General features: G+C 71.0%; 22 protein-coding genes, 1 tRNA gene and 1 other RNA gene. 6 read left to right on the top strand and 18 right to left on the bottom strand.

What is annotated here, in order from left to right; all coding sequences use genetic code 11:
* Positions 1 to 82 precede the first annotated feature (82 nt).
* Both ABZS37_RS12330 and ABZS37_RS12325 read right to left on the bottom strand, forming a co-directional pair.
* Positions 83 to 155: transfer RNA gene (locus ABZS37_RS12330), tRNA-Ala, on the bottom strand.
* Between the two features lie 88 nt (positions 156 to 243).
* A complete protein-coding gene (locus ABZS37_RS12325; protein ID WP_355168215.1) occupies positions 244 to 834 on the bottom strand; it encodes a YqgE/AlgH family protein in 591 nt (196 codons plus the stop codon).
* 322 nt (positions 835 to 1,156) lie between these two features.
* Between ABZS37_RS12325 and mdlC the strand changes: the two genes are divergently transcribed.
* Positions 1,157 to 2,752, top strand: a complete 1,596-nt coding sequence (gene mdlC, locus ABZS37_RS12320; RefSeq protein WP_355168213.1) for a benzoylformate decarboxylase — start codon at positions 1,157 to 1,159, stop codon at positions 2,750 to 2,752.
* A 10-nt stretch (positions 2,753 to 2,762) separates the two neighbouring features.
* On the opposite strand, the gene ABZS37_RS12315 is transcribed toward mdlC, so the two are convergent.
* The 10 genes from ABZS37_RS12315 to pruA all read right to left on the bottom strand — a co-directional run bounded on the left by ABZS37_RS12315 (position 2,763) and on the right by pruA (position 11,623).
* The gene (locus ABZS37_RS12315; protein ID WP_355168211.1) at positions 2,763 to 3,719 is read right to left on the bottom strand and encodes a hypothetical protein; all 957 of its coding nucleotides are present in this window, start codon (positions 3,717 to 3,719) and stop codon (positions 2,763 to 2,765) included.
* A 47-nt stretch (positions 3,720 to 3,766) separates the two neighbouring features.
* The gene (locus tag ABZS37_RS12310; RefSeq protein WP_355168209.1) at positions 3,767 to 4,255 is read right to left on the bottom strand and encodes a hypothetical protein; all 489 of its coding nucleotides are present in this window, start codon (positions 4,253 to 4,255) and stop codon (positions 3,767 to 3,769) included.
* 132 nt (positions 4,256 to 4,387) lie between these two features.
* Complete coding sequence (locus ABZS37_RS12305) at positions 4,388 to 5,068, bottom strand: hypothetical protein (protein WP_355168207.1); 681 nt, start codon at positions 5,066 to 5,068, stop codon at positions 4,388 to 4,390.
* A gap of 140 nt (positions 5,069 to 5,208) precedes the next feature.
* Positions 5,209 to 5,584: a transfer-messenger RNA gene (ssrA, locus tag ABZS37_RS12300) on the bottom strand.
* Positions 5,585 to 5,688: 104 nt separating this feature from the next.
* Complete coding sequence (gene smpB / locus ABZS37_RS12295; RefSeq protein WP_354995631.1) at positions 5,689 to 6,168, bottom strand: SsrA-binding protein SmpB; 480 nt, start codon at positions 6,166 to 6,168, stop codon at positions 5,689 to 5,691.
* 153 nt (positions 6,169 to 6,321) lie between these two features.
* Entirely contained in the window at positions 6,322 to 7,197 is an 876-nt protein-coding gene (gene ftsX, locus ABZS37_RS12290) for a permease-like cell division protein FtsX (protein WP_354995632.1), read from the bottom strand.
* Positions 7,198 to 7,264: 67 nt separating this feature from the next.
* Positions 7,265 to 7,945 (bottom strand): cell division ATP-binding protein FtsE, encoded by a 681-nt coding sequence (gene ftsE / locus ABZS37_RS12285; protein WP_030331491.1) that lies wholly within the window; start codon positions 7,943 to 7,945, stop codon positions 7,265 to 7,267.
* A 118-nt stretch (positions 7,946 to 8,063) separates the two neighbouring features.
* A complete protein-coding gene (gene prfB / locus ABZS37_RS12280; protein ID WP_355168205.1) occupies positions 8,064 to 9,185 on the bottom strand; it encodes a peptide chain release factor 2 in 1,122 nt (373 codons plus the stop codon).
* Positions 9,186 to 9,303: 118 nt separating this feature from the next.
* Positions 9,304 to 9,819, bottom strand: coding sequence for a PadR family transcriptional regulator (locus tag ABZS37_RS12275; protein ID WP_354995634.1), 516 nt, complete (start codon positions 9,817 to 9,819; stop codon positions 9,304 to 9,306).
* A gap of 175 nt (positions 9,820 to 9,994) precedes the next feature.
* Entirely contained in the window at positions 9,995 to 11,623 is a 1,629-nt protein-coding gene (pruA, locus tag ABZS37_RS12270; RefSeq protein WP_355168204.1) for an L-glutamate gamma-semialdehyde dehydrogenase, read from the bottom strand.
* Positions 11,624 to 12,016: 393 nt separating this feature from the next.
* On the opposite strand from pruA, the gene ABZS37_RS12265 reads away from it, so the two are divergent.
* The gene (locus ABZS37_RS12265; protein WP_355168202.1) at positions 12,017 to 13,099 is read left to right on the top strand and encodes a hypothetical protein; all 1,083 of its coding nucleotides are present in this window, start codon (positions 12,017 to 12,019) and stop codon (positions 13,097 to 13,099) included.
* A gap of 11 nt (positions 13,100 to 13,110) precedes the next feature.
* Here ABZS37_RS12265 and ABZS37_RS12260 read toward each other — a convergent pair whose 3' ends face one another.
* On the bottom strand, positions 13,111 to 13,620 hold the full coding sequence (locus ABZS37_RS12260) for a hypothetical protein (RefSeq protein WP_355168200.1): 510 nt from the start codon (positions 13,618 to 13,620) through the stop codon (positions 13,111 to 13,113).
* A 264-nt stretch (positions 13,621 to 13,884) separates the two neighbouring features.
* Between ABZS37_RS12260 and ABZS37_RS12255 the strand changes: the two genes are divergently transcribed.
* Positions 13,885 to 14,112 carry a helix-turn-helix domain-containing protein gene (locus tag ABZS37_RS12255; RefSeq protein ID WP_091393976.1) on the top strand — a complete coding sequence of 76 codons (228 nt, stop codon included), beginning with the start codon at positions 13,885 to 13,887 and terminating at the stop codon, positions 14,110 to 14,112.
* Positions 14,113 to 14,695: 583 nt separating this feature from the next.
* Entirely contained in the window at positions 14,696 to 15,286 is a 591-nt protein-coding gene (locus ABZS37_RS12250) for an Rv3235 family protein (protein ID WP_355168198.1), read from the top strand.
* Positions 15,287 to 15,616: 330 nt separating this feature from the next.
* Here the strand turns inward: ABZS37_RS12250 and secA are convergent, their stop codons facing one another.
* Positions 15,617 to 18,544 (bottom strand): preprotein translocase subunit SecA, encoded by a 2,928-nt coding sequence (gene secA / locus ABZS37_RS12245; RefSeq protein WP_355168196.1) that lies wholly within the window; start codon positions 18,542 to 18,544, stop codon positions 15,617 to 15,619.
* Between the two features lie 168 nt (positions 18,545 to 18,712).
* Between secA and ABZS37_RS12240 the strand changes: the two genes are divergently transcribed.
* Positions 18,713 to 19,864, top strand: a complete 1,152-nt coding sequence (locus ABZS37_RS12240) for a GNAT family N-acetyltransferase (protein WP_355168194.1) — start codon at positions 18,713 to 18,715, stop codon at positions 19,862 to 19,864.
* Positions 19,861 to 20,973, top strand: a complete 1,113-nt coding sequence (locus ABZS37_RS12235; protein ID WP_355168192.1) for a GNAT family N-acetyltransferase — start codon at positions 19,861 to 19,863, stop codon at positions 20,971 to 20,973. Before ABZS37_RS12240 ends, ABZS37_RS12235 begins: the two co-directional genes overlap by 4 nt.
* A gap of 67 nt (positions 20,974 to 21,040) precedes the next feature.
* Here ABZS37_RS12235 and raiA read toward each other — a convergent pair whose 3' ends face one another.
* The 4 genes from raiA to mtrB form a co-directional block, all read right to left on the bottom strand.
* Positions 21,041 to 21,679, bottom strand: a complete 639-nt coding sequence (gene raiA, locus ABZS37_RS12230) for a ribosome-associated translation inhibitor RaiA (RefSeq protein WP_354995643.1) — start codon at positions 21,677 to 21,679, stop codon at positions 21,041 to 21,043.
* Between the two features lie 244 nt (positions 21,680 to 21,923).
* A complete protein-coding gene (locus tag ABZS37_RS12225; protein ID WP_355168190.1) occupies positions 21,924 to 22,631 on the bottom strand; it encodes a ComF family protein in 708 nt (235 codons plus the stop codon).
* 4 nt (positions 22,632 to 22,635) lie between these two features.
* The gene (locus ABZS37_RS12220; protein ID WP_355168188.1) at positions 22,636 to 24,447 is read right to left on the bottom strand and encodes an LpqB family beta-propeller domain-containing protein; all 1,812 of its coding nucleotides are present in this window, start codon (positions 24,445 to 24,447) and stop codon (positions 22,636 to 22,638) included.
* Complete coding sequence (gene mtrB / locus ABZS37_RS12215; RefSeq protein ID WP_355168186.1) at positions 24,444 to 26,201, bottom strand: MtrAB system histidine kinase MtrB; 1,758 nt, start codon at positions 26,199 to 26,201, stop codon at positions 24,444 to 24,446. Before mtrB ends, ABZS37_RS12220 begins: the two co-directional genes overlap by 4 nt.
* Between the last annotated feature and the right edge of the window lie 5 nt (positions 26,202 to 26,206).

Here is a 26,206-nt window from a genome sequence, read left to right as displayed (position 1 = left end):
AGTTTTTTGGGTTGTTCTAAAAAAAACACTCCCCTCTCGTTTATAAAAACAACACCCCCCCCCCCCGCCTGCGTTCGCAAGGTGGAGCCGAGGGGACTCGAACCCCTGACCCCCACACTGCCAGTGTGGTGCGCTACCAGCTGCGCCACGGCCCCTTGCTGTCATCCCGGTCTCCCGGGCACTGGGAAACTATACACAGACCGGCTGGCATGGTCATCTCGCGGGGTCCCCCGCCGAGCCGGGTCAATTGAGCGCCACGTCCGGCGGGAAGTGGGCGACCGCGGCCATCATCCCGCCCTGCCGGCGCAGCACCATCGGCCACAGATCGTCGGGCCGGTCGACGAAGGCGTCACCGGGCAGCGCGTCCATCACGAACCAGGAGCCGTCGGCGATCTCCTGCTCGAGTTGGCCGCTGCCCCAGCCGGAGTAGCCGGCGAACACGCGGATGCCGCCGATGCTCTCCCGCAGTCGCTCCGGGTCGACCGAGAGGTCGATCGTGCCGACCGCTCCGGAGACCTGGTGGAAGCCCTTGACCCGGCGCATCGGGTGCCGCATCCGGGCCAGGCAGATGGCCGAGTCGGGCTGTACCGGGCCGCCCTCGAAGAGCACCGCCGGGTGGCGGGCCAGGTCGCTCCAGTCGCCGAGCACGTCGGCGACTGGCACCTCGGTGGCCCGGTTCAGCACCACGCCGAGCGCGCCGCCCGGCTCGTGGGCGACCAGCAGCACCACCGTACGGTCGAAGTTCGGGTCCTTGAGCGCCGGAGTCGCGACCAGCAGCCGCCCGGTCATCAACTCCATCGCTCGTCCGCCGATCGCCTGGCCCTCTCCCTGCATCCCACACACCCGTCAACCGTGAGCCCGCGCCGGAGCTCCGTCACCCGCTGGATTCGCGGGGTGCACCGGGATCAACCGCGCCGTCAACGCCATGCCTGGCACCATAGCCTGCGTCCCGGGCGCTGGCTAAGGTCTGACTGGCCGGTGATCAGACAGTTAATACGGCGGGTCGATGACACCGACGCCGGACGTGGCGGTGATCGACGGATCCCGGCCACCGACGGCTGGGAAACGCCCGAAAGGTCCGTCACATCCCGATAGATTCGGCTGATCGGGAGGGCGACCGCGATCGTCCCTGCCCGCGACACGGGGGCGGGTGGCGATGGCAACGGTCCGGGACGCGACGTACGACGTGCTCCGCACCCTCGGCATGACCACCGTCTTCGGCAACCCCGGCTCCACCGAGGAGCCGTTCCTGCAGGACTTTCCCACCGACTTCCACTACGTCCACGCGCTGCACGAGGCGACGGCGGTCGCGATGGCCGACGGCTACGCCCAGGCCAGCGGCACACCCGCCCACGTCAACCTGCACACCGCCCCGGGCACCGGCAACGGCATGGGCAATCTGGTCACCGCCTGGCACAACAAGACCCCGCTGATCGTCACCGCCGGCCAGCAGACCCGGGAGATGCTGCTGCTCGAACCCCGGCTGACCAACCGGCGGCCCACCGAGCTTCCGCAGCCGTACGTCAAGTGGGCCTACGAGCCAACCCGGGCGCAGGACATCCCCGGAGCGGTGCTGCGGGCGTACGCGACGGCGGTGCAGCCGCCGGCCGGGCCGGTCTTCCTCTCCCTGCCGATGGACGACTGGGCCCAGCCCGCCGGCCCGCCGCCCGCACCGCGCTCGGTGGCCACCCGGTTCGCACCGGACCCGCAGCGGTTGGACGAGTTCGCCCGGGTCCTGGCCGACAGTCGCAACCCGGCGCTGGTGTACGGGCCGGGAGTCGACCGCTCCGGCAGCTGGTCGACCGCGGTCGCGCTGGCCGAGCGACTGGCCGCACCGGTCTGGTCAGCCCCCGCACCGGAGCGGGCCGTGTTCCCGGAGGACCACCCACACTTCCGCGGGGTGCTGCCGTACGCGATCGGTCCGCTGGCCGAGGCCCTGCGGGGGCACGACACGGTGCTGGTCATCGGCGCCCCGGTGTTCCGCTACTACCCGTACGTGCCGGGTGAGCACCTGCCTGACGACGCCCGGCTGCTGCACGTCACGGACGACCCCGACGAGGCCGCGCGCGCCCCGGTCGGGGACAGCCTGCTCGGCGACCCCGGGCTGACCCTGGCCGCGCTCATCGAGCGGGTACCGCTGGCCGATCGACCGCCGCCGGCGCCCCGGGATGCGTTGACACCGCCGGAGGTCACCTCCCCGCTGAGCCCCGACGCCCTGTTCGCCGCGCTGGCCGCGCACTGGCCGACGGACGGCGTGCTGGTCCAGGAGTCACCGTCCAATCTGTCCGCGCTGCGCCGCCAGCTGCGGATCAACCGCCCGGCGTCGTACTTCACGATGGCCAGCGGCGGCCTCGGCTACGGCCTGCCGGCCGCGATCGGGGTGGCACTCGCCGAACGGGACACCGGGCGCGGCCGTCCGGTGGTGGCGGTGGTCGGCGACGGCTCATTCCACTACTCCGTGCAGGCGCTGTGGACCGCCGCGCGCCTGTCACTGCCGGTGGTGGTCGTCGTCCCGGTCAACCAGCAGTACGCGATCCTCAAGGCGTTCGCCGAGCTGAAGCACACTCCCGGGGTGCCCGGCCTGGACCTGCCGGGGCTGGACATCATCGCGATCGCGGCCGGCTACGGCTGTGCCACCGAGGTGGTGGAGACTCCCGACCAGCTCGGCGCGGCGCTCGCCAGCGGGCTGCACGCCGACCGGCCCACCGTGTTGCCGGTGCCGATCAGCACCGACGTGCCCGGCATCCTCTGAGCCGGCCCGGTCAGCGCGGGGCGATCGACAGTGGGGCGCCGGTGAAAACGTCCAGGACCGGCCGGGCGCCCAGCGGTGCCGCGAGGGTGACGGTGACCGGCTCCAGCTTGAGCAGGGCGGGGCAGACGCCGGTGGCCCGGGTGACGCTGCCACCGACCACGACGACGTCCGGCCGTTCCCACACCAGCGGCGTGATCCCGGTGTCGCAGGCACCGACGCCGAGCCGCACGGTCAACCGGGTGCCGTCGACCGCCGCGAGGTCCTGGGCGGCCACCAACCCGTCCGGCATCGGCCGGGCCGGCGCGGTGGGCTCGGGAACCGACGTGATCGCCGTCGGCGCGACGGCGAGCCGGGCCACCGGGGTGGCCAACTCCTCGATGGTGAACAGCCAGGCCGGGACCTGAGCCTCACCCCGGCTCGTGCGGACCGGCACGCTGCCGAGCCTGACCCCGGTGACGGTCAGCGGAAGGCAGGCGGTCTGCGTCGCGCTGGTGGCCCAACCATCCGGCCCAGGTTCGACGGTGGGGCCGCCGGGGGTCGGCAGGCCGGGCCGTTTCGGTCGCCCCGGGCAGGGCAGCGGATCACCCTGGTCAAGCTGCCGGTACGCCTCGGCCGCGCTGACCAACGGCAACGTCAGCAGGCCGTCCGGGAACCGGATCTCGGCACCTACCCGGGTGGGCGGGATCGGGACCTGCGCGCGGTACCAGCCGGCTCGGAAGGCCGCCTCCGTGTCGGGGGTGAAGTCCGGGTCGCCAGTGAGCACGGTCGGCCCCTCCAGCGGGACGTACCCCGTGCGCCAGTCGGGGCCGGGCTGCCACGCCTCGGCGACCTCGGTCGCCCGCTGGTCGAACGCCTCCGCGCGGCCCGTCGGATTGCTGGGCCCGCTGGCCCGATCAGCGCCGATGGAGGCACAGCCCGCCGTGAGCAGCAACGGGAGTACGAGCAGCAGGACCGGTCCACGACGCATGTACGGTTCGACGCGGCGGTCGACCCCCCGGTTCCCCTGGCCTGGGCTCAGGTCTCGCCACCCAGATCCGTCTGGTACGCCTCCCAGAGCAGGTCGGCCCCGCGCCGCCGATGCCGGGCCAACCTCCGCAGCAGGTGCCCGGCCCGGTGCCGCAGCTCGTCGGGGTGTGCCTCGGGCCGCTCGGCGATCTGCTGAACCGCCAGGATCGCCGCGACGATGGCGGCGTGCTCCCGGGTCAGCAGTCGCACCCCGTGGTCCAGCCGGGGCGACTGGCTGAGCAGCTCCCGGTAGAGGCCAGCGGGGCCCTCGGTGACCCGGACGTGCTCGGCGAAGCCCTGCCCCACCGGACGCAGCCGGAGCAGGACCTCTTCGCGCCAGCACGGCTCGGTGGTGGCGACGGCGACGGCCCGGCCGAGCGCGTGTACGTCACCGGCGAGCCCGGCCGGGTGCGGCTCACCGGGCAGCCCGGCTGGGTGCGTGTGCGCGGCGGACGGCCGGGCGACGAGTGACGGCTGCTGGACCGGACCGGTGACCATGGCACCTCCCGCGCTGCGCTGCTACCCCATACCGCGATGGTGAGCCTGCCCGGCCCGCCCTGTCCAGGGCCTTCGGGCGGCTCATCTGCCCCATTGGCCCCACCGGCCCCGCCCGCCCCACGCACCGCTCGGTCAGGCGCCCAGCGGGTGCTCCGCCAGGCGGTGCAGTTGGGCGGCGACCGCGTGCGCGTCACCGTCCCGCCCGTCGACTGGTCGGCCCGTCGTGATCGCGTCGGCCAGCGCCCGCAGCTCGGACGAAGGCAGGCTGGCCAGGCCCATGCCGCGCAGCGGGATGATGACCCGCCTCGTACTCTCCTGGTCGGTCGCGATGATGGTCGGCACCCGCTGTCGACCCGCCGGGTAGTCGTCCCCCGCCTCGCGATAGGACACCATGCCGGCGTCGATCCGGGCGGTCGCAAGGTCGACCGTGCGGGTACGGAACGCACCTCGCACCCGTGCCCGGCTGCCGTCCAGCCATGCGGCCGTGCGGAGCACCCGCAGCACGAGGTAGACACCGAAGAGCACGAATGGCAGCGCGCACAGGCCAATGAACGGACCAGGGCCGGTCTGATCCACACCGCCGCCGGCATCCCGCAGCTCGGGCGGCAGCATTCCCGGCGGCAGGTCACGGGCCTCCTCATAGGAGGCGAACGAGTCACCCGGGCCGGTCAGCCGGCGCAGCAGCCCGTCGGCGATCAGGGGCAGGGCCACGAACGCCGCACCAACGGTCGCGAGGAAGACGCCGACCAACACCGCCACGATGCGCTGGCCGGGGGACGCACCGACCGACAGGCGCAGCTCCTGGTTGCTCACGGGAGGCAGCGTAGGTGACGCGAGCCGCTGGCCGTGGTCCCAGCCCGTGCTGTGATGATCAACCTGTCGCCGTCGCACCCGCGAAGCCCCGGACACAACGAAGCGCCCCGGCCGGTGGGCCGGGGCGCATCGCTTCGAGGTGGTGGAGGTGCCGGGAATCGAACCCGGGTCCTTCGCCGGTTTGTCAGGGCTTCTCCGAGCGCAGCTCGCTGTGCCTCTACTCGGCCCCACCGCTCACGCGAGCAAGTTGGTGTGACGGGCCCAGTCGCTGATTAATCTCGCCGCACGGACCCCGCGACCGGGTCCGATTGGCCAGCCTCCTAGCTGATGCCGGCTACTGGGACGAAGGCGTTCCCAGGCCGACAGACTTAGCTACTCGCCTCAGGCGGCGAGAGCGAAGTCAGCGCGATTGTTCTTGGCGCTTATAAGTTTCCGACGACCGATTCTCGAGACGACGTCGGCTTCCTCGGCTCGCTTCCCCTGTCGCTGCGTACGAAGTCGAAACCAGTCACCCCCTCGACAGGCCACCGATGTGGTGGCACTGACAAGACTAACGCCTGCCGCAACAGCTTTCATCCCGAGCCCCGGGCCGGCACGCCGACCCGGACAAACAGGATGAATCAGTCGCCCATGCCCTTGCCACGTCGACCGGACACTCGGGCAATTTCCCGGTCCGCGTCCCGCTTGGCGAGGTCCTGACGCTTGTCGTACGACTTCTTGCCCTTGGCCAGGGCGATCTCGACCTTGGCCCAGCCGTCGGAGAAGTAGACCTGCAACGGGACGATCGTCAGACCGCCCTCGCGGGTCTTGCCGACGAGCTTGTCGATCTCACCCCGGTTGAGCAACAGCTTGCGGGTACGCCGGGGCTCGTGGTTGGTCCAGGTGCCCTGGGTGTATTCCGGGATGTGCATGGAGTGCAGGAACAACTCGCCGTCACGCTCCTGAGCGAACGCGTCGACCAGCGACGCCCGCCCGGCCCGCAGCGACTTGACCTCGGTGCCGGTCAGCGCCATGCCCGCCTCGTACGTGTCGAGGATCGCGTAGTCGTGGCGCGCCTTCTTGTTGGAGGCGACCACCTTGCGCCCTTTTTCCCGTGGCATCGGTGCCACCCCCTCTCCCCCGGACGTCCGTGGCCGGGCTCACCCCGGCCGGACAACCGATCATGCTACCTGAATGACAAGGACCCTCCCGCGCCGTTTATTTCCGGCCGCGGGAGGGTCCTCGGGTAGACGACGGGACGACCCGTATGGCGCCTAGACCCGCAGGTAGAAGCGCAGGGTGATCCAGGCGGTGCCCGCGCTGACCAGACCACCGACGCCGGCCATCAGCGGGAAGATGAACAGGATGTCGCCCCAGGTGATCGGCGAGAGCAGGCCCTGCAACGCACTCAACGATCCATCAAAGAGCAGGTACTTGGCCGCGATCAGGCCGACCAGGCCGAGCAGCGAGCCGATCAGGCCGGCCACCACCGCCTCCAGCACGAACGGCGCCTGAATGAACCAGTTGGACGCGCCGACCAGCTTCATGACCGCCACCTCACGCCGCTTGCTGTACGCGGCAACCTGGATGGTGTTCGCGACCAGCAGGAGGGCGGCGACCGCCATCACGATGGCTGCGGCCAGGGCGATGTTCTGGATCGAGGTGAGGATGTTGAAGATCTTGTCGAGCAGTCGACTCTGATCGATGATCTCGTCGACACCCGCGGTGTCCTTGTACTGGTCGTAGATGTTCTTGTACTGCTCCGGGTTGTTCAGCCTGAGCCGGAACGCCTCGGGCAGCTGGTCCGGCTTGACCGCGTTCACCAGGTCCGGAGCGTCCTGGTACATCTCCTTGAAGCGCTTGTACGCCTCGTCCTTGTCGACATAGAAGACCTCCTTCACCAGGGGGTCGCTCTTCAGCTTGGTGTCCAGGTCGGTGCGCTCCTGCTCGCTCACCTCCTGTTTCAAGAAGATCGAGACTTCGATGTTCTTGTAGTAGAGGTCCTTCATGTCGTCGACCTGGCGGTACATGAGACCGCTGGCGCCGAGCATGGTCAGCGAGACCGCCATCGTGATGATCATCGCGATGGACATGGTCACGTTGCGCCACAGTCCGACCAGTACCTCGGACAGGACGTATTTCACGCGCATCGGGATTTCCTCCGGGTCTCCGGCATGAAGAGTTCGTCGTCAGGCTGCGCAGGGGTGGAGCGCCGGCTCACCCGTAGACGCCGCGGGCCTGGTCACGCACGATGCGACCGCTCTCAATCTCAACGACGCGGCGGCGCATCTGGTTCACGATGTTGGAGTCGTGGGTGACCATCACGACGGTCGTGCCGGTGCGGTTGATCCGGTCCAGAAGGCGCATGATCTCGATCGAGGTGTCCGGGTCCAGGTTTCCGGTGGGCTCGTCCGCCAGCAGGATCAGCGGGCGGTTCACGAACGCCCGGGCGACGGCGACCCGCTGCTGCTCACCACCGGAGAGCTCGTGCGGGTAGCGGTGCTCCTTGCCACCGAGCCCGACCAGCTCCAGCACCTCCGGCACGACCCGGCGGGCAACCGCCTTGGTCTTGCCGATCACCTCAAGGGCGAACGCCACGTTCTCGTAGGCGGTGCGGTTCGGCAGCAGCCGGAAGTCCTGGAAGACGCAGCCGATCGAGCGCCGGAAGTGGGGTCGCTTCCAGGAACGCATCGACGTGACGTCCTTGCCGTTGACGACGACGCGCCCCTTGTTGGGGGCCACCTCGTGCAGCAGCATTTTGATGATCGTGGACTTGCCGGAGCCGGATGGACCGATGAAGAAGACGAACTCACCCTTCTCGATCGAGACGGACACGTTGTCGAGCGAAGGCCGGGACGCCTTCGGGTACGTCTTCGTCACTTGCTCAAGCTGAATCACGGGTGGTGAGTCTACGCGGTGTAACAACTGAGCCAAGCCCCACGCCCCGCCGATCCGACGCGAGTCGTCGAATCAGGCCTCTACCTGGAGATCGACGACGCGCTCCGCCCGCGTGTCGTTACGCACCGTCGCCGGCGAGCTGCCGCTGCTTACGCCAGCGGATGCCGGCCTCGATGAAACCGTCCAGGTCACCGTCGAAAACCGCGGTCGGATTGCCGGTCTCCTGCTCGGTTCGGAGATCCTTCACCATCTGATACGGGTGCAGGACGTAGGAGCGCATCTGGTCGCCCCACGAGCCGGCGGCGTTCTCCTTGAGACCTTCGAGCTTGGCCTGCTCCTCCTGGCGCTTGCGCTCCAGCAGTCGGGACTGGAGCACTCGCAGCGCGGAGGCCTTGTTCTGCAGCTGGGACTTCTCGTTCTGGCAGGTCACCACGATGCCGCTCGGGATGTGGGTCAGCCGGACCGCCGAGTCGGTGGTGTTGACGCTCTGCCCACCGGGGCCCGACGAGCGGTAGACGTCGACCCGGATCTCGTTCTCGGGGATGTCGATGTGGTCGGTCTGCTCGGTGACCGGCAGGACCTCGACGCCCGCGAAGCTGGTCTGCCGGCGGCCCTGGTTGTCGAACGGGCTGATCCGGACCAGGCGGTGGGTGCCCGACTCGACGCTGAGCGTGCCGTACGCGTACGGCACCTTGACCGCGAAGGTGGCCGATTTCAGGCCCGCCTCCTCGGCGTACGAGGTCTCGTAGACCTCGGTCGGGTAGCCGTGCCGCTCCGCCCAGCGCAGGTACATCCGCAGCAGCATCTCGGCGAAGTCCGCCGCGTCCACGCCACCGGCACCGGCCCGGATGGCGACCAGCGCCTCCCGGGAGTCGTACTCGCCGGAGAGCAGGGTGCGGACTTCCATCTCCTGGATGGCCTTGGTCAGCCCGGTGATCTCCGCTTCGACCTCGATCAGCACGCCCGGGTCGGATTCGGCCTCGGCCAACTCCAGCAGGACCTTGGCGTCGTCGAGCTGTGAGCGCAGGCTGCCCAGCTTGCTGATCTCGCCGTTGACGTACGACAGCTGCGAGGTCACCTGCTGAGCCTTGGCCTGGTCGTCCCACAGGTCGGGGGCGGACGCCTCCTGCTCAAGGCGGGCCTTGTCCTCGTGGAGTCGGTCGAGGTTGAGGACGGCCTCGATGTTTCGCAGGGTCGCGTCGAGTTCCTTGAGCTGTTCGGCGTAATCGGCAGCGGTCACGACAGACAAGCGTACTGCGCGGATGAGGAGTGAGCTTGCGAGCCCCGCAGTTCCGCGCAAAACCGGCGCTGTGCCGAAGGCGGCCCAGCTCGTTCCGTATGCGTGAACCCGCCGATCGTCACCCGACGGGGGCGGACTTCAACCACGACAGGGCCGCCCGGTGGTAGGCGACGGCGAACTCCAGCGCGCTGGCGTCGTACGTCTCGCCGTCCCGTTTGGCGTTCTTCACCTGCTCCCGGACCTGCGCGAGGGCCTCGGTGTGGTATTCGTTGGCCGAGGCGTACAGGCCCTTCAGCTGACTGGCGGAGTGCAGGTTGCCGAAGGCCATCCGGAGCGCTATCGGGTTGCGGATGGTGTCCCGCCCCGGATTCTCCGTCAACCAACGAGAAAATGTCCGTTTCCCGCTGGCGGTGAGCGAGTACGGCTGGCTCATTCGCGGCCCCGGCTTACCGAGCCGCACGAAACCCCGCTCGGCCAGCACCGGCAACTCGCGGTAGACCTGACTGCGGGTCATTGACCAGTACGGCGCCAGACGGCGCTCAGCGGCGGCCATCAACTGACCGCCTGTCATCGGGCCCTCATGGAGGAGCCCGAGCAGGGCCGCCGCCGTAGGGTTGACTCCGGAATCCGCCATGCCCACCACGCTGCCACTTTGCGCACCCGGCGTCCAGGATTTGCCAGTTTGCCACCCGACAGGACTTCCTAAGTGCACTGTCGGCGACAGACTGTCCGTTGAGGACTATCGATGGATTGCGACATTCGGCCGACCGCCGGCGGCGCCACGCGCGCCGCCGGCGGGTCGTCGCCGGTCAGCCCATGTGGGGGTACGTGTGGTCGGTCGGCGGCACGAAGGTCTCCTTGATCGTCCGCGGCGACACCCAGCGGACCAGGTTGAGCCAGGAGCCCGCCTTGTCGTTGGTGCCGCTGGCCCGGGCACCGCCGAAGGGCTGCTGCCCGACCACCGCGCCGGTCGGCTTGTCGTTGATGTAGAAGTTGCCGGCCGCGTACCGCATGCGCTCGCCGACGGCGTCGACCACCCGGCGGTCGGTGGCGAACACCGAGCCGGTCAGCGCGTACGGGGCGATCGACTCGGCCTGGGCGACCACCTCGTCGAAGCGTGCGTCGTCGAACACGTGCACGCCCAGGATCGGCCCGAAGTACTCGGTGGTGAAGGTCTCGTGTGCGGCGTCGCCGCACTCGAAGAGCGTCGGCCGGACGAAGTATCCGACCGAGTCGTCGGCGGTGCCACCGGCCAGCACCCGGCAGCTGTCGTCGCCGGCGATCAGATCCAGCGCGGCGGTGTGCCGGGCGAACGCCTTGTCGTCGATCACGGCACCGCCGAAGTTGCTGAAGTCAGCCACGTCGCCGTAGGTCAGCGAGTCGGTGGTGGCGGCCAGCCGGTCGCGCAGCCCACCCTCCCAGATCGAGCGCGGCACGTACGCCCGCGAGGCCGCCGAGCACTTCTGGCCCTGGTATTCATACGCGCCACGGATCAGCGCGGTGTGCAGGGCGTCGACGTCGGCGCTGGTGTGCGCGACCACGAAGTCCTTGCCGCCGGTCTCGCCGACCAGGCGCGGGTAGCCCCGGTAGCGGGCGATGTTGTCGCCGACGGTCCGCCACAGCTGCTGGAAGACCTTGGTCGAACCGGTGAAGTGGATGCCGGCCAGGTCCGGGTCGGCGAGCACGACGTCGGAGACCTCCTCGCCCCGGCCGGTGACCATGTTGATCACGCCGGGCGGCAGGCCGGCGGCCTCGAACAACCGCATGGTGAAGTGCGCGGCGAACTGCTGCGTCGGGCCCGGCTTCCAGATCACCGTGTTGCCCAGCAGGGCTGGCGCCGACGGCAGGTTGCCGGCGATCGCGGTGAAGTTGAACGGGGTGACCGCGTAGACGAAGCCCTCCAGCGGGCGGTGGTCGAAGCGGTTCCAGACGCCGGGTGAGGACGCCGGCTGCTCCTCGAGCAGGCGGCGGGCGAAGTGCACGTTGAACCGGAGGAAGTCGATGAACTCGCAGGCCGCGTCGATCTCCGCCTGGATCGCGGTCTTCGACTGACCGAGCATGGTGGCGGCGTTGAGGGTGTCGCGCCAGGGGCCGGCGAGCAGCTCGGCGGCGCGCAGGAAGATCGCGGCGCGCTCCTCGAAGGGCAACGCCCGCCACATCGGGGCGGCGTCCTTGGCCGCCTTGATCGCGGCGCGGGCGTCGTCGTGGGTGGCGTGCGCGGTCACGCCCAGCACGTGCGCGTGCCGGTGCGGCTGCACCACGTTGATCGGGTCACCGCCGGCCATCCGCTGCTCGCCGCCGATGGTCATCGGCAGGTCGATGCGTTCGGCGGCGAGCTCGGTCAGCCGCCGCTGGAGCCGGTCCCGGTCGGGGCTGCCCGGCTCGTAGTTGCGAACCGGCTCGTTGCGCGGCTCGGGAACGGAGAACACGGCATCCATCAAGGCTCCTGGCGATCTCGACAGCAGTGGCGAAACCGGACCCGCAGGCACCGACCGGACGGCCGGACACCGGACGCCACACGGGAGGGCCGAGCAGCGGCGGGACCTCCCCTGATTCTCCCATGGAGGGCTGCACGCCCCACCTCCGCCACCGCCCTCCGCCAAGGACCGGCCCACCCTTTCTCTCCTTACCGGCTACACCCCGACGGGTGACCCGACCGGAGACGGGGTGGCCCGTCCGGCGAGCAGCCGGGCCACTCCCGGGTCACTCCCGGCCGTCCCGGGTCACTCCCGGCCGTCCCGGGTCACTCCCGGCCGTCCCGGGGCGGCGGACGGCCCAGCTGGCCCGCGTACCCTGAATGGTCGGTGACCTGCCGCCTCGAAGGGGAGACGATGACCAAGCAGCCCGGCCGCGTCCCGGCCGCGGAGTCGGACGAGCCCGCGGTCGACGCGGCCGGCCCCAGCAGTCGGCCGGTGGCCGCGCCCGGCGCGGCGGTGCTCGCGCTGCTGGCGCTCGGGTGGCTGACCGCCATGCTCTGGTCCACGCGGGAGGCCATCACCTCGGCGGCGGCCGGTGTCACCGCGATCAGTCTCTCCGCGTTCGCCCTGCCCGGCGTGATCTCGGCCGCGCTGGTGGCCGGGGCGGCCGTCGCGCTGGCAGTCGGCAACCTGCTGGCCCGCCGGTACGGCGACTGGGCCACCCTGCGCTTCGCCGGGGCGATCGGCGGCGGAATGCTCGTCGGGCTGGGCTCCGCGCTGGCCATCAACCTCACCTACTTCGACACCTCGACCACCAACGTGATCGCCGGCACCACCGCGGCTGCGGCGATCATCGGTGGCGCGGTAGCCGGCGCGCGGACCGCCCCGGCGGTCGGTGCGGTGGTGACCGCCGCGCTGGGCACGCTGGCTTTCGTGGTCGCGTTCAGCCGAGCCCGAGACCCGCTGTTCAACCTCTTCGGGGCCGGCGACAGCCAGCAGTCGGTGGTCGACGCCGCCAAGTGGGTGTCCCGCACCGAATCGCTCGTCGCCGGCCTGCTGGCCGGGCTGCTCGCCTTCGGCTACCTGACCTGGGCGAGGCGTCGGGCCGTCCGCCGCGATCCCGAGACCCCGGCGCTGCGCTGGCCGGCGTACCTGCTCGCCGGTGCCGGGCCGGGGCTGCTCCTGCTGCTCGCCGAGGTGATCATCCGGATCGGCGGCCGGTCGCTGCTCGATCTGGCCAGCGCGCTCAGCGAGGCGGACGCGGTTGCCCAGACCTCGCTGGGCACCTCGCGGGTGGACAACGGCATCTGGGTGCTCTTCGTGGGGGCGCTGACCGCGCTCATCGCGTTCGGTCGCACGCTCGGCCCGGCCCACACCGACGACGACGAACCGGCTGACGGCTCCGACACCGTCGTGGACCAGGTCGACCCGGAGGGCGAGCCCAGCCCGGCCGAGGCATTCGACGCGGACCCGGCCAAGGCGGATCCGTCCCGCTGACGTCGGCCGGCTCAGCCGGCCGCGCGTAGCAGCAGGTCCAGCTCTGTCACGTCGTACCACTCCAGCTCGTGGTCCTCGGCGCCGTCGACGGTGAACTGGGCGTCAGGGTCGCCAGCGGCTGCCTCGGCCACCACGTCAGCCGCCGCGGCGACCTCCTCGACCGCGTCCGTGCCGTCCACGTGCAGGGCCGCGACGGCAGCCACCGGCACGGCGTCGGCCAACGTCACCGTGCTGGAACCCAGCTCACCGTCACCCCGCCCGAGCGCGCCCGCCGGTAGGTCGACCGAGACGACGACGCGGCGGCGGGGAGCGGTCGGATCGGCCCGGAGCAGGTGCAGCGCGTCCTGGGCGGCCCGGGTGAACGCGACGTACTCCAGCTCCTCCTCGTCGCCCTCGGCGTACCACTCGCGCAGCGCCGGGGTCACGGCGTGCGCCTGATCGGCGGCCAGCCCGTCCTCACGCAGTCGGGCCAGCATCGGTACGGTCGCCGGCACGTACACCCGGACAAGCTCGTTGGTCACCGGTCGTCTCCCCCCGCTTCGTCCTCCACCGGCGGCCGCCGGCACGGGCGCAGATCATGCCGCACGCCGTGACCGTCATACACCCCGCCTCCGGCCGGTGGAAGTTCCCGGCCGGTGTGTCACGCGCTGTTGGCCAGCGCCGGACCGCCCGGGTGTTGGGCGACCGGCCGGCCGGGTGTTGGGCGGCCGGACCGCCCGGGTGTTGGGCGGCCGGAGCTGTCGATGGCAAACTGAGCTAAACGACATCAACCCCGGGAGTTATCTGTGGAGCCGAGGTTCCTGCTGCTCTCCGACGTCGCCACCGAGTTGAACGTGTCGGACTCGCAGGTCTACCACATGGTGCGCAGCGGTGAACTGCCGGCGATCAAGATCGGTGGGCGCGGCCAGTGGCGCGTCGAGCGCGCGCGCCTGGAGGAGTACATAGCGCGCAAGTACGACGAGACCGCCGACTGGGTGCAGAGCAACCCGCTGGTCGACCGCGACCCGGAGTAGCCAGCCCAGCCCTGCAAGGTCCGACACCCCGGCCTGACCCCGCGTCCCAGCCCAGCCCCGCACGGCCCCGCACTCCAGCCCAGCCCGCCCGGCCCCGCCCAGCCCGCCCGGCCCCGCCCAGCCCGCCCGGCCCCGCCCGGCCCCGCACTCCAGCCCAGGCCGGCCCACCCAGGCCAGCCCACCCGGCCCCCCACTCCGGCCCAACCCAGCCGCGCCCGCGCGCAACCCCGCCGCGCCCGGCCCCCACTCCTGGGTTGCGCCGGACGGGGCTGGGCCGGGATGCGGGGCTGGGCCGGGATGCGGGGCTGGGCCGGGATGCGGGGCTGGGCCGGGATGCGGGGCTGGGCCCCGCCCAGCCCAGCCTCGCCGACCCCGCCCAGCCCGGCCGCGCGCGTGATCCACTCCGTATCGCCGAAGTTGGGGTGTCAGGGCGCTCGGATACCGCGATATCGGCGAAGCGGAGTGGATCACGCGTGCTGCGGGTCGCCCTTCCACCCGAGCCATTGACCGGGACCGCTCCATCGCTCAGAATCGATGGTGTCGAAGGCAAACGAACGCAAACGCAAGATCAGTGGAGGCAGCGATGAGTGAGGCGCGACCGGGTCCATCCCGACCACCCGTGCGGCTGCGTCCCGTCCCGCCCATCGACCCTCCGTACGCGGACGAGACCGACGGGCCGTACTGGCCGGCACCGACCCACGGTCAGCTCGCCCTCGACCTGTTCGCCTCGACCCGGCCAGACCCGGTCCGGCCACCGGAGCGCCGGGCGGCCCTCCGGCCGGTGCCAAGCCGGTCCACCACTCACCCGGTCACGCCGTTACCGCCGGCGACCGCTCCGGAGGCCACCCGAGCCGCACATCGCTTCGTCGGCACCTGTCTGGAGGTGGTCAACGGCTACCGTTCGCCGGCGCAGGTGCGGGCACTGCTCGACCCGACCCGGGCGGGTGACCTGCTGACCGAGTTGGCCCGCGCGTCCGGGCGAGCCGGGGCACCTCGTCGCCGCGCCGGCCGGCCGGTGGTCCGGCTGCTCCGGCTGCGAGTCTGCGAGCCCCGGGAGGCCGCGGTGGAGGCGGCGGCCGTTCTCACCGGCGCGGGTGGTCGGAGCTGGGCGCTGGCGCTCCGCCTGGAGCATCGCCGAGGCCGCTGGCTCTGCACCGCGCTGCAGGTCCTCTGACCAACCCCAGGCGCCCGCCCAGCTTGAGCGCGCACCACAAGCCTGGCCACGCACCACAGCCTGCCACGCACCACAGCCTGCCCACGCACCACAGCCTGCCCACGCACCACAGCCTGGCCACGCACCCCGGCATGGCCACGCACCACAGCCTGGCCACGCACCCCAACATGGCCACGCACCCCGGCCTGTCCACGTACCCCGGCCTGCCCGCCCGCCCAGCTTAGGCGCGCTCCTGGCTGCGGTACCCCCAGCCGGCACGCGGCCCGGGGGCTGGAGACGCCGACGGGCCCCGGCCTGATCGGCCGGGACCCGTTGGTCAGGTGCTGTCTGTCAGTTGCCGCCGTTGGGGGCGCCGTGGCAGCGCTTGTACTTGCGGCCCGAGCCACACGGGCACGGCGCGTTGCGGGACGGGCCGTTGCTCGCCTCCGCCTGGTTCGGCGCCGACCGGCGGGAGGCGGCCGACGGAACCACCGGGCCGCGCAGCCCGGAGGCCGGTCGCTGCGGTGCGGACGGCGCGCTCTGCCCCGGCGCCGCCGGAGCACCCGGGGCCGGTCGACCCACACCGAGCGCCGGAGCCTGCTGCTCGGCCTGCTCCACGGCGACCGCGCCAGGACTGGCCTCACCGTCGATGGTGGGAGCGGAGTATTGCAGGCCCTGCCGCTGCGGAGCGCGGTTGAGGCCCTTGGCCCGGATCTCCACCGGCTTGTCGAGCAGCGTGACCTCTTCCGACCCCGCGTCCGGCTCCGGTTCGGTCACCTGGACGTCGACGTTGTAGAGGAAGCCGACCGTCTCCTCCTTGATGCCCTCCATCATGGTGGCGAACATGTCGAAGCCCTCGCGCTGGTATTCCACCACCGGGTCGCGCTGGGCGTACGCCCGAAGGTTGATGCCCTCCTGGAGGTAGTCCATCTCGTAGAGGTGCTCGCGCCACTTACGGTCGATGACCTGGAGCAGCACCATCCGCTCGAGCTGGCGCACCCCCTCGGTGCCGACCTGCTCCTCACGCCGGTCGTACGCGGCGTTCGCGTCGTCCTTGAGGCGGGCGACCAGGAAGTCGGCGTCCATGCCGGCCCGGGAACCTCCGGCTTCCTCCTCCAGCTCCTCGATCGTCACGCCGACCGGGTAGAGCTGCTTGAGGCTGGACCAGAGCTGCTCAAGGTCCCAGTCCTCGCCGTAGCCGTCGGAGGTGGCACCCCGCACGTACGCCTCGACGGTGTCGTCGATCATGTTGCGGACCTGCTCGGAGAGGTCCTCACCGTTGAGCACCCGGAGGCGCTCGGCGTAGACGACCTGGCGCTGCTTGTTGAGCACCTCGTCGTACTTGAGCACGTTCTTGCGAATCTCGGCGTTCTGGCCCTCGATCTGGGCCTGGGCGCTCTTGATCTGCTTGCTGACCATCTTCGACTCGATGGGCACGTCCTCCGGGATGTTGAAGCGCTCCATCACCGCCTCGACCGCACCGGCCCGGAAGCGCCGCATCAGCTCGTCCTGCAGGGACAGGTAGAAACGGGACTCGCCCGGGTCACCCTGCCGGCCGGCACGACCGCGCAGCTGGTTGTCGATCCGCCGGGACTCGTGCCGCTCGGTGCCCAGCACGTACAGGCCACCAGCCGCGGAGACCTCGTCCGCCTCGGCGTCGCAGGCCTGCTTCCACGTGGGCAGGACCTCCTCCAGCGCCTTGGCGTACTCCTCCTCGTTCTCCAGTGGGTCGAGACCACGCTGGCGCAGCTCGTTCGCCGCAAGGAACTCGGCGTTGCCGCCGAGCAGGATGTCGGTGCCACGGCCGGCCATGTTGGTGGCCACCGTGACCGCACCCTTACGCCCGGCCTGGGCGATGATCTCGGCCTCCCGGGCGTGGAACTTGGCGTTCAGCACCTCGTGCGGGATGCCCCGGCGGCGCAGCAACTGGGAGAGGATCTCGGAGTTTTCCACCGAGACGGTGCCGACGAGCACCGGCTGGCCCATCTGGTGCCGCTCGACGATGTCCTCGATGACGGCGTTGAACTTGGCCTTTTCCGTCTTGTAGATGACGTCCGGCCGGTCCGCGCGGACCATCGGGCGGTGGGTCGGGATGGTCACGACACCGACCTTGTAGACCTTGTTGAACTCGCTCGCCTCGGTCTGCGCCGTACCGGTCATCCCGGACAGCTTGCCGTAGAGGCGGAAGTAGTTCTGGAGGGTGATGGTGGCCAGGGTCTGGTTCTCCTGCTTGATCTCCACCCCCTCCTTGGCCTCGATCGCCTGGTGCATGCCCTCGTTGTAGCGACGCCCGTGCAGGATGCGACCGGTGAACTCGTCGACGATCAGGACCTCACCGTCGCTGACGATGTAGTCCTTGTCGCGCTTGTAGAGCTCCTTGGCCTTGATGGCGTTGTTCAGGTAGCCGACCAGCGGAGTGTTCACCGACTCGTACAGGTTGTCGATGCCGAGCCGGTCCTCGACCTTGGCGACGCCGCGCTCGGTGACCGCGATGGTGCGCTTGGAGTGATCGACCTCGTAGTCGCCCTCGCCGTCGGTGCCGGGCTGGAGCCGAGCCACCACGCCGGCGAACTCGCCGTACCAGCGGGCCGAGTGCTCGGCCGGGCCGGAAATGATCAGCGGGGTGCGTGCCTCGTCGATCAGGATGGAGTCGACCTCGTCGACCACCGCGAAGTTGTGACCCCGCTGGACCAGCTCGTCCTTCGACCAGGCCATGTTGTCGCGCAGGTAGTCGAAGCCGAACTCGTTGTTGGTGCCGTAGGTGATGTCGCACTCGTAGGCGGCCTTGTGCTCGGTGGCCGGCCGGTTGGGCAGCACCACGCCGACGGTCAGCCCGAGGAACTCGTGCACCTGACCCATCCAGGCCGCGTCGCGCTGGGCGAGGTAGTCGTTGACGGTGACCACGTGCACGCCCTCGCCGGAGAGCGCGTTGAGGTAGACGGCCATGACCGAGGTCAGCGTCTTACCCTCACCGGTCTTCATCTCGGCGATGTTGCCGAAGTGCAGCGCCGCGCCGCCCATCACCTGGACGTCGTACGGCCGCTGGCCGAGCACCCGGGCGGACGCCTCGCGGGCCACCGCGAACGCCTCCGGCAACAGGTCGTCGAGGGTCTCGCCGTCGACGAGCCGCTCCCGGAACTGCTCGGTCATGCCGCGCAGCTCCTCGTCGCTGAGGTTGACGTAGTCGTCCTCGATCGAGCTCACGGCAGCGGCGACGGCCTTGAGCCGGCGCACCATGCGGCCCTCGCCTGCGTTAAGGACCTTTTCCAGAATCGACACGGATCAACGCTCCCCTAGACAGTCTCGAACCATCGTAGGCGCTCCATCGGCGCGATGGTCACTGGTGGCGGCGGTCCGCCTCGCCGAACCCGACATAACGCACGCACTGGTTGTGTGCCAAAGGATATCCGGTTACGCCGTCGGCGAACGTTCCGGCACGATGCACGGGTGGAGCCCGTGGAGATCACCGAGGACGGCGTGCTGTTGCGACCCTGGCGGGAGGCCGACGCCGACGCCGTTCACCGAGCGTGCCAGGATCCGGACATTCAGCGCTGGATCAGGGTGCCGCGTCCATATCTGCCGGAACACGCCCACAGGTTCGTCACCGAGGTGAGCGGGCGGGCCTGGGCGGAGGGCACCGGTGCGCCGTTCGCGGTCTGCGATCCGGCGACCGGCGATCTCCTCGGCTCCTGCGGGTTGATCTCCATCGACCGCGTCGGCACCGGTGAGATCGGCTACTGGACGGCCCCCTGGGCGCGCGGGCGGGCAGTGATGGTCCGGGCCGCCAGGGCGGTGGCCCGCTGGTCCTTCGACACCCTCGGGCTACGCCGGCTGATCTGGCAGGCCGAGGTGGGCAACCACGCCTCCCGTCTGGTCGCACTTCGCGCCGGCTTCCGGATCGACGGCCGGTTGCGGCTGGCCGACCCGGCGCTGCCTCCCGGCGCGGACGGTTGGATCGGGTCGCTGCTGCCCGGCGAGGTGCCCGCTCCCGGGTCGGCCGGTCCGGCCGGTCCGACCACCCTGGCCGCCCGGCGGGCCGCGGTCTTCGGCCGCCCGCAGCCCATCCTGTTCGCCACGGCCGGGGCCGGGGAGCTGCGGCTGCGGCCCATGGAGGAGCAGGACCTGGACGCCGTGGTGCAGACCTGTCGGGACCCGGAGACCATCCGCTGGACGACAGTGCCGGACCCGTACGAGCGCGCCGACGCGCAGGGCTACCAGGTCTACAGCCGCGACACCTGGGCCCGGGGTGACTCCGCCTGCTTCGTGATCGCCGACCCGGACGACCGGTACGCGGGCTCGCTCGACCTGCGACTCTCCCCCGCCGACCCGCTACTGGCCGACGTGGGATTCATGACCGCCCCGGCGTTCCGTGGCCGGGGCTACCTGCCGAGCGCGTTGATCGCGCTCAGCGCCTGGGGCTTCACCACGCTGGGCCTGGCCCGGATCGAGTGGAAGGCCAACGTGGGCAACACCGCCTCCCGCCGGGCGGCGGAGAAGGCGGGCTTCACGTTCGAGGGAACCGCCCGGGGTGGGGTGCAGCACCGGGGCGAGCGTGCCGACGTGTGGGTGGGCGCGCTGCTCGCCAAGGACCTGCGATGACCCTGTTACCGGTCGTCGAGGCCCACGGGGTGCGGCTGCGTCCATTCCGGGCCGAGGACACCGCCGACGTGGTCGACGGCTGCGCGGACCCGCTCACCCAGCGGTTCGTCTCGAACCTGCCGACGCCGTACACCGAACTGGATGCCCGCTGGTGGATCGACGCGGGCGCCCCGGCGGCCTGGACCGGGGGCGGCGCGGCGTACGCCATCGCGGACCCGGCCACCGACCGACTGCTCGGCGCGGTGGGGCTGAACAACCCGGTGCCGGCGCGTGGGCAGGCCGAGATCGGCTACTGGGTGCGGTCGGCGGCGCGTGGGCGCGGAGTGGCCGGCGCGGCCACGCGGGCGCTGAGCGAGCACGCGTTCGCCACCGGGACGGTCCGGCTGGAGTTGCTCACCGAAGCGGAGAACGGCCCGAGCCAACGGGTCGCGCTGGCGGCCGGCTTCGTCTACGAGGGTGTACGCCGGTCGGCCGGGTCAACCCGCGACGAGGGCCGGCACGATCTGCTGGCCTGGGTACGCCTCGCCGACGATCCGCCCGGCCCGGCCACCCGGCTGCTACCGGACCTGCCCGGCGGGGTGCTCACCGATCAGGTGGTGGCCCTGCGCCGGCTCGCGCCGGACGACGCGGAGCTGATGTACCGGCTGCACAGCCGAGCCGAGGTGGTGGCGAACCAGGCGCCGCCCGTGCCGCCGACGCGGGAGGCCATCGCGCGTCGGTGCCGTCTCGCGGAGAGCGGATGGCTGACCGGTGAGATCGCCCGGCTTCTGATCACGGACGTGGCCAGCGGGGAGCCGGCGGGCAGTTGCGGGTTGTCGTTCACCGACGTGGCCGCTGGCGAGGCGTCGGTCGGCTACGCGTTGCTGCCCAGCTGGCGCGGCCGGGGGTACGCGACACGGGCGGTCCGACTGCTCGCGGGCTGGGCGTTCGGCCCCACCGGTATCGCCCGGCTGACCGCCGGCACGGTGCCGGACAACACCGCGTCGCATCGCGTACTGGAGCGGGTCGGGTTCCAGCGCGAGGCCCTGCAGCGCGGCCGTCTGCCCGGGCTGGCCGGTGCCCGCCTGGACGACCTGACCTTCGCGCTGCTCCCCTCCGAACTCCGTTGACAGATCATGGAGTTGTGGCGGGCGTTCCCCACCACAACTCCATGATCGACAGGGGTCGGGCTACGGATCAGGTGGCGAGGGAGATGATGCCGTAGTCGTACGCGTGGCGCCGGTAGACGACGCTCGGGCGGCCGGACTCCTTGTCCTGGAACAGGTAGAAGTCGTGGCCGACCAGTTCCATCTCGAACAGCGCGTCGTCGATCGTCATCGGCTCCGCCGGGTGCACCTTCTCCCGGGCGATGTGCCACGGCTGCTGGTCGTCGTACTCCTCCTCGACCCGCTCCGCGACGGCGGTGCCGGCGCGGGCGCCGTCACCCGGCGCGCTCAGCGGGGTGGCCACCAGGTCCGCGACCGGCAGGCCCGCGGTGGCCTCGGCGACGGAGATCGGCGCGTGCCGACCTCGGTGTACGCGGCGGCGGTCGGCGGCGCGGCGCAGCCGGGTGTCGAGCTTCGCGATGGCCGCGTCGAGTGCGCTGTAGAAGTCGTTCGTGCAGGCCTCGGCCCGGATCACCGGGCCCCGGGAAACGCAGGTGATCTCCACCCGCTGGCAGTGGTCGGCCTGGCGCGGATTGCGCTCATGAAACAGCTCGACATCGACACGAATAAGTTTGTGGTCGTAGCGTTCGATCTTTGCGAGTTTCTCGGCTACGTGCACCCGGTAATGGTCCGGCACTTCGACGTTTCGGCCCTTGACCACGATGTCCACGTGACCTCCCTTGTTCGGACGGTCTTCGATCCGGTAACCCGGTCGCGCGCCGTGGGGAGACCCGCTGGCGTCGACCGGTTGATACGGCTACGCCTCCTCTCACCGCCAGGGGCGGGTGGAAGACCTCCTACCCCCGACAACGAAACGCTAGCTCCTGTTTACCCGGCCGTCACCCCATGTTGCCGAGACCGCCCAGGAATTTTCGCAGCTCATACACCAACGGGTGAATCGGAAACACGCTCGGTTACGAAAGGTGTCGTTTCTCGGTCGCCGCGAGCACAGCGGCAACGCTCGGTTCCCATCCGGTCGCGGTCAGCACCCGGGCTGCGGCGGCCAGGGTGACGCCGGTGGTGACGATGTCGTCCAGCAGCACCACGAACGGCGCCGCGCCCCCAGCACGACCCGCACCCGGCGCTGTGGAGCGGGGCTGGAACGCGGCCTCGGCCGCCGCCGCCCGCCCGGCGCTGTCCAGGGTGACCGAGTCGGGCCGGGGTAGGGCACGCAGCGGACGGTGCACCTGCACCGCCCAGCCGCCCTGGGTGAGCCGCGCCGCACAGTGCCGGGCCAGTCGGTCCAGGTGGTCGCCGTAACGGGACCGGGCGGCCGCCGCCGTGTCCGGGACCGGGACCAGCGCCAATGGACGAGCCTCGCCGACCGCCGCCGCGACGACCTCGGCGAGCAGGGCGCCGAGCGGGCGGGCCAACCCGTGCCGGCCGTGTTCCTTGTAGGTCAGCAGGGCCTCACGCAGCGGGCCGGCGTACGGGCCGAGTGCCACGCAGGACGGCAGGCCCGGCGGGGCGGGGGTCGGGCGGACCGACCGTGGGCGCAGCGCGCCCAGCGTCGTGACACATGCCGGGCAGACCCCGTGCCGCAGGCCGGGCCGGCGCTCCCGACAGCCCGCGCAGTCGACGGGCAGCACCAGGTCGGCGAGGTCCGCCCAGAGCCCGCGCACGGCGTCAGTAGAGGAAGAACGGTGCCGACGGGTTGCTCACGCGGACGCCGGCCGGTGTCGGGGGAATGTCTCGCACACGGTCGTGCTCGATCCGTTCGAACGGGCTGCTGCGGTAGGCCACCCCGTTCGCCTCGAACATGTACGCCCCGCTGGGCACCCGCACGTTGCGGTTGGTCGGGTACGCCGTCAGGTGGTTGACCTTGGCTCCCACGTCGGTCCGCAGGGGCGTCTCCAGGGCGCCGTCCACGCTGATCTCGTAGATCGCCGGCTGGCCCGCCGACCCGGCCACCACCAGCCGGTCCTCCCTGCCCCAGTCGACCGCCGTGAGGCCGGTCAGCGAGGTGACCAACTGTCGGGGCGGGCCGATGGAGACCCCGCCGCCGTCCGGGTTGACCGCCGCGACGTAGAGCCGGCCGCCGGCGATCAGCGCGACCCGCTGGCCGTCCAGCGCGGCGGCCACCGCCGTGACCTCGGGCAGGTTGAGTGGTACCGGGTACATCCGGGCCGCCTCATCGAACCGGTAGAGCTGCCCGTCGGCCACGACCAGGCCCCGGCCTGGGCGGGAGTCGACCGTACGCAGCCAGACCGGGCGACTGATCGAGGAGTACTCGGTGCTGCTGCGGCTGATGACGGAGATTGGTTCGGTGCCCGTGCCCACCGCGAGTCGGTACCGGCTCTTGCTGCTGCCGGTGACCACCATCGCGGCGAGTACCCGCTGTTCCTTGGCCAGTGCGAGGTCGGCCGAGACGATGGTGCGGTTGGCCTCGGGCGCCAACGGCACCGCGCCGCTGAGTTCGCTGCCGAAGTCGAGCGGATGGATCGCACCCTCGTACACGCCGAACCGTTGCGGGCTCACGGCGTTCGGGTAGAGCGGCTTGAAGGTCCGCCGCTCGTCCAGGTCCTGCACGGGCTGCGAGTTGTTGCGGACCTTCAACTCCAGCTCGCCCGGCCGGTCGCCCAACGACCAGGCCAGTTGGGTGATCAGCTGGTCGATCCCGTTCTGGTCGTCACCGGACATGTCCAGGTTGACCTCCCACCGACCGTTGGCGCCGGTGGCGTTGTTGATCAGCTCGGTGCCGTCGGGCAGCCCGACGACGCCCGGGCGCAACCAGTCGGAGGGGCCGCCGACCAGCCACTTCACCACTTCGTTGACCCGACGCTCGTCCGGCACCGCCAGCGGCCGGTAACGCTGATCGGGCACCAGGCGGGTGCGGTCGGAACTCCAGAAGTAGATCGACTCGTCCTGGTAGTACCGCTTGAGGGCCTCGTCGCTGAGCAGCAGCACGTTCGGCGGGTCGAGGACGTACAGGCCGGCCCGCTCGTCGTTGACACCACTGTCGAACGCCGCGCTGCGCAGCCCGAACTCGTACTGCGTCTCGGTCGCGACCGGCGGAGCCAGGATGCCGTTGGCCCGCAACACCCCGATCTGCTGCACCGTGATCTTCACAGTGGTGGTCGAGTCGCTGTTGAGGGTGTAGACCGCCTCGCGCAGCCGGACCACGTTCAGCGCGACCTCGCTGCCCTTCTTGTCCTGCAGGCTGGGCTTGTCCTCGGGGGCGATGAACGCCTTGACCCGCTCGTACGCCCGGTCCGGCTCGCCGGCGGCGGCGGACAGGAAGTTGCGCACGAACACCTCGTTGAGGCTGCCGCTGGCCGTCCGCGTCGGCGGCTCACTGCCCGGGCCGTCCACGCGGCCGGCCTTCGTCGCAGCCTCGCCCTTGCCGTCCACCCGCACGTCGGACGCCGCCGGGATGCCACAGCCGGCGCTCAGCAGCACCACCACGCCGAGTGCCCCGAGCAGAGTCGGCCGCCTCATGAGCGCACCTCCGCCCGCTGTGCGTCCCCGCCCGAGGCCGGGTCGATCGCCAGTGCCCCGCCGGTGCCGGGCCCGATGGCCAGCGGACCGCCGTCGCGGGGACCGCCGAACGGCAGCGCGGCGTCAGCCGGCACCAGCCGCAGCGGAGAGGTGGTCAGCCGGTCACCAGCCCGGGCCGGCAGCGTGAGTCGGAACTGCGCGCCCTGCCCGGGAGCACCCCACGCCTCCAGCCAGCCACCGTGCAACCGGGCGTCCTCCAGGCTGATCGACAGGCCCAGCCCGGTGCCCCCGGTCTGCCGGGCCCGGGACGGGTCCGCCCGCCAGAACCGGTTGAACACCAGCTTCTCCTCGCCCACCTTGAGCCCCACACCGCGGTCGCGAACGGTGATCGCCACCGCGGTCTCGTCGACGCCGAGGGTGATCAGGACCGGACGGGCCTCGCCGTGCTCGACAGCGTTACCGACCAGGTTGCGCAACACCCGCTCGACCCGGCGCGGGTCGACCTCGGCGATCACCGGTGTGCCCGGCAGGTCGAGCTCGATCGGGACGCCCACCCGCTCGGCCAGGCCGGCCAGGCGGTCGACCACCCGGTGCACCACCGGCACCAGGTCGGTCGGCTCGGAGTCCAGCATCGCGAAGCCCGCGTCGAAGCGGCTGATCTCCAACAGGTCGGTGAGCAGCTCCTCGAACCGGTCCAGTTCGGCCTGGAGCAGCTCGGCGCTGCGGGCCACCGCCGGGTCGAACTCGTCGCGCTCGGCGAAGATCAGGTCAGCGGCCATCCGGACCGTGGTCAGCGGGGTGCGCAGCTCGTGCGAGACGTCGGACGTGAAGCGGCGCTGCAACCGGGACATCTCCTCCAGGCGCAGGATCTGCCGTTGCAGGTTGGTGGCCATCTGGTTGAACGAGGCCGCGAGCAGGGCGAGGTCGTCCTCACCGTTGACCACCATGCGCTGGTCGAGCAGCCCGGCGGAGAGCCGCTGGGCGGTTCGTGCGGCGACCCGGACCGGGTTGACCACCAGGCGGGTGACCAGCGCCGCGAGCAGCCCGAGCAGGATCACCAGGGCGACTCCGGTGGCCACCACGGTGGCGCGGGCGTCGGCGGCGGTGACATCCTGCCGGGTCAGCGGCACCAGGTAGTAGAGCTCGATCTGGCCGAAGCGGGTGGGCACCGGTGAGCCGTAGACCAGGTATTTGGTCGACTCACCGGTGAGCCTCCCGGTGCGGATCTGGCTGGCCACCTTGCCGTCGGCGATCGCGGCCCGCAGCTCCGGGCTGATCAGCGACTGGACGTTCGCGGATGGCGCGGTGCGCGTCTGGATGTCGTTGGGGTAGCCGTCGGCCGTGATCGCCACCACCACCCCGCTGGTCTGCTGGGGGTCGCCACCGGCCAGGTAGTTGACCGTGCCGTCGACGGTCTGCTGGAGCTGCGCCGCCTGCGGCTGGCCGTAGAGGGAGACCTGCTTGGCCGCGTAGCTGGCGCCGCTGGTCACCCGCTGCCGGACGTCGCTGCGAGCGTTGTCGAGCAGGATGGTGGTGATCTTGTCAGCGATCAGGAACGCGAAGCCGCCGACCAGCAGGCTGGACGCGACCAGTGTGATGGTCACGACCCGGACCTGGAGCGAGCGGCGCCAGGTCTGGTGCACCCGGGCCACCACCCGGGCGACCCGGCCGCTCACGGCGCGCCACAAATCCCCGCCGGCGCTGGGCCGGCGGGCAGCCGTGCTCGAAGGGTGCGGGGGCGGAGAGGTCGACACAGTGC

Origin of the sequence: Micromonospora sp. NPDC005413 (assembly GCF_040606435.1) — a bacterium.
Lineage (GTDB): Bacteria > Actinomycetota > Actinomycetes > Mycobacteriales > Micromonosporaceae > Micromonospora.
This window is presented reverse-complemented; position numbering and strand designations above follow the sequence as displayed.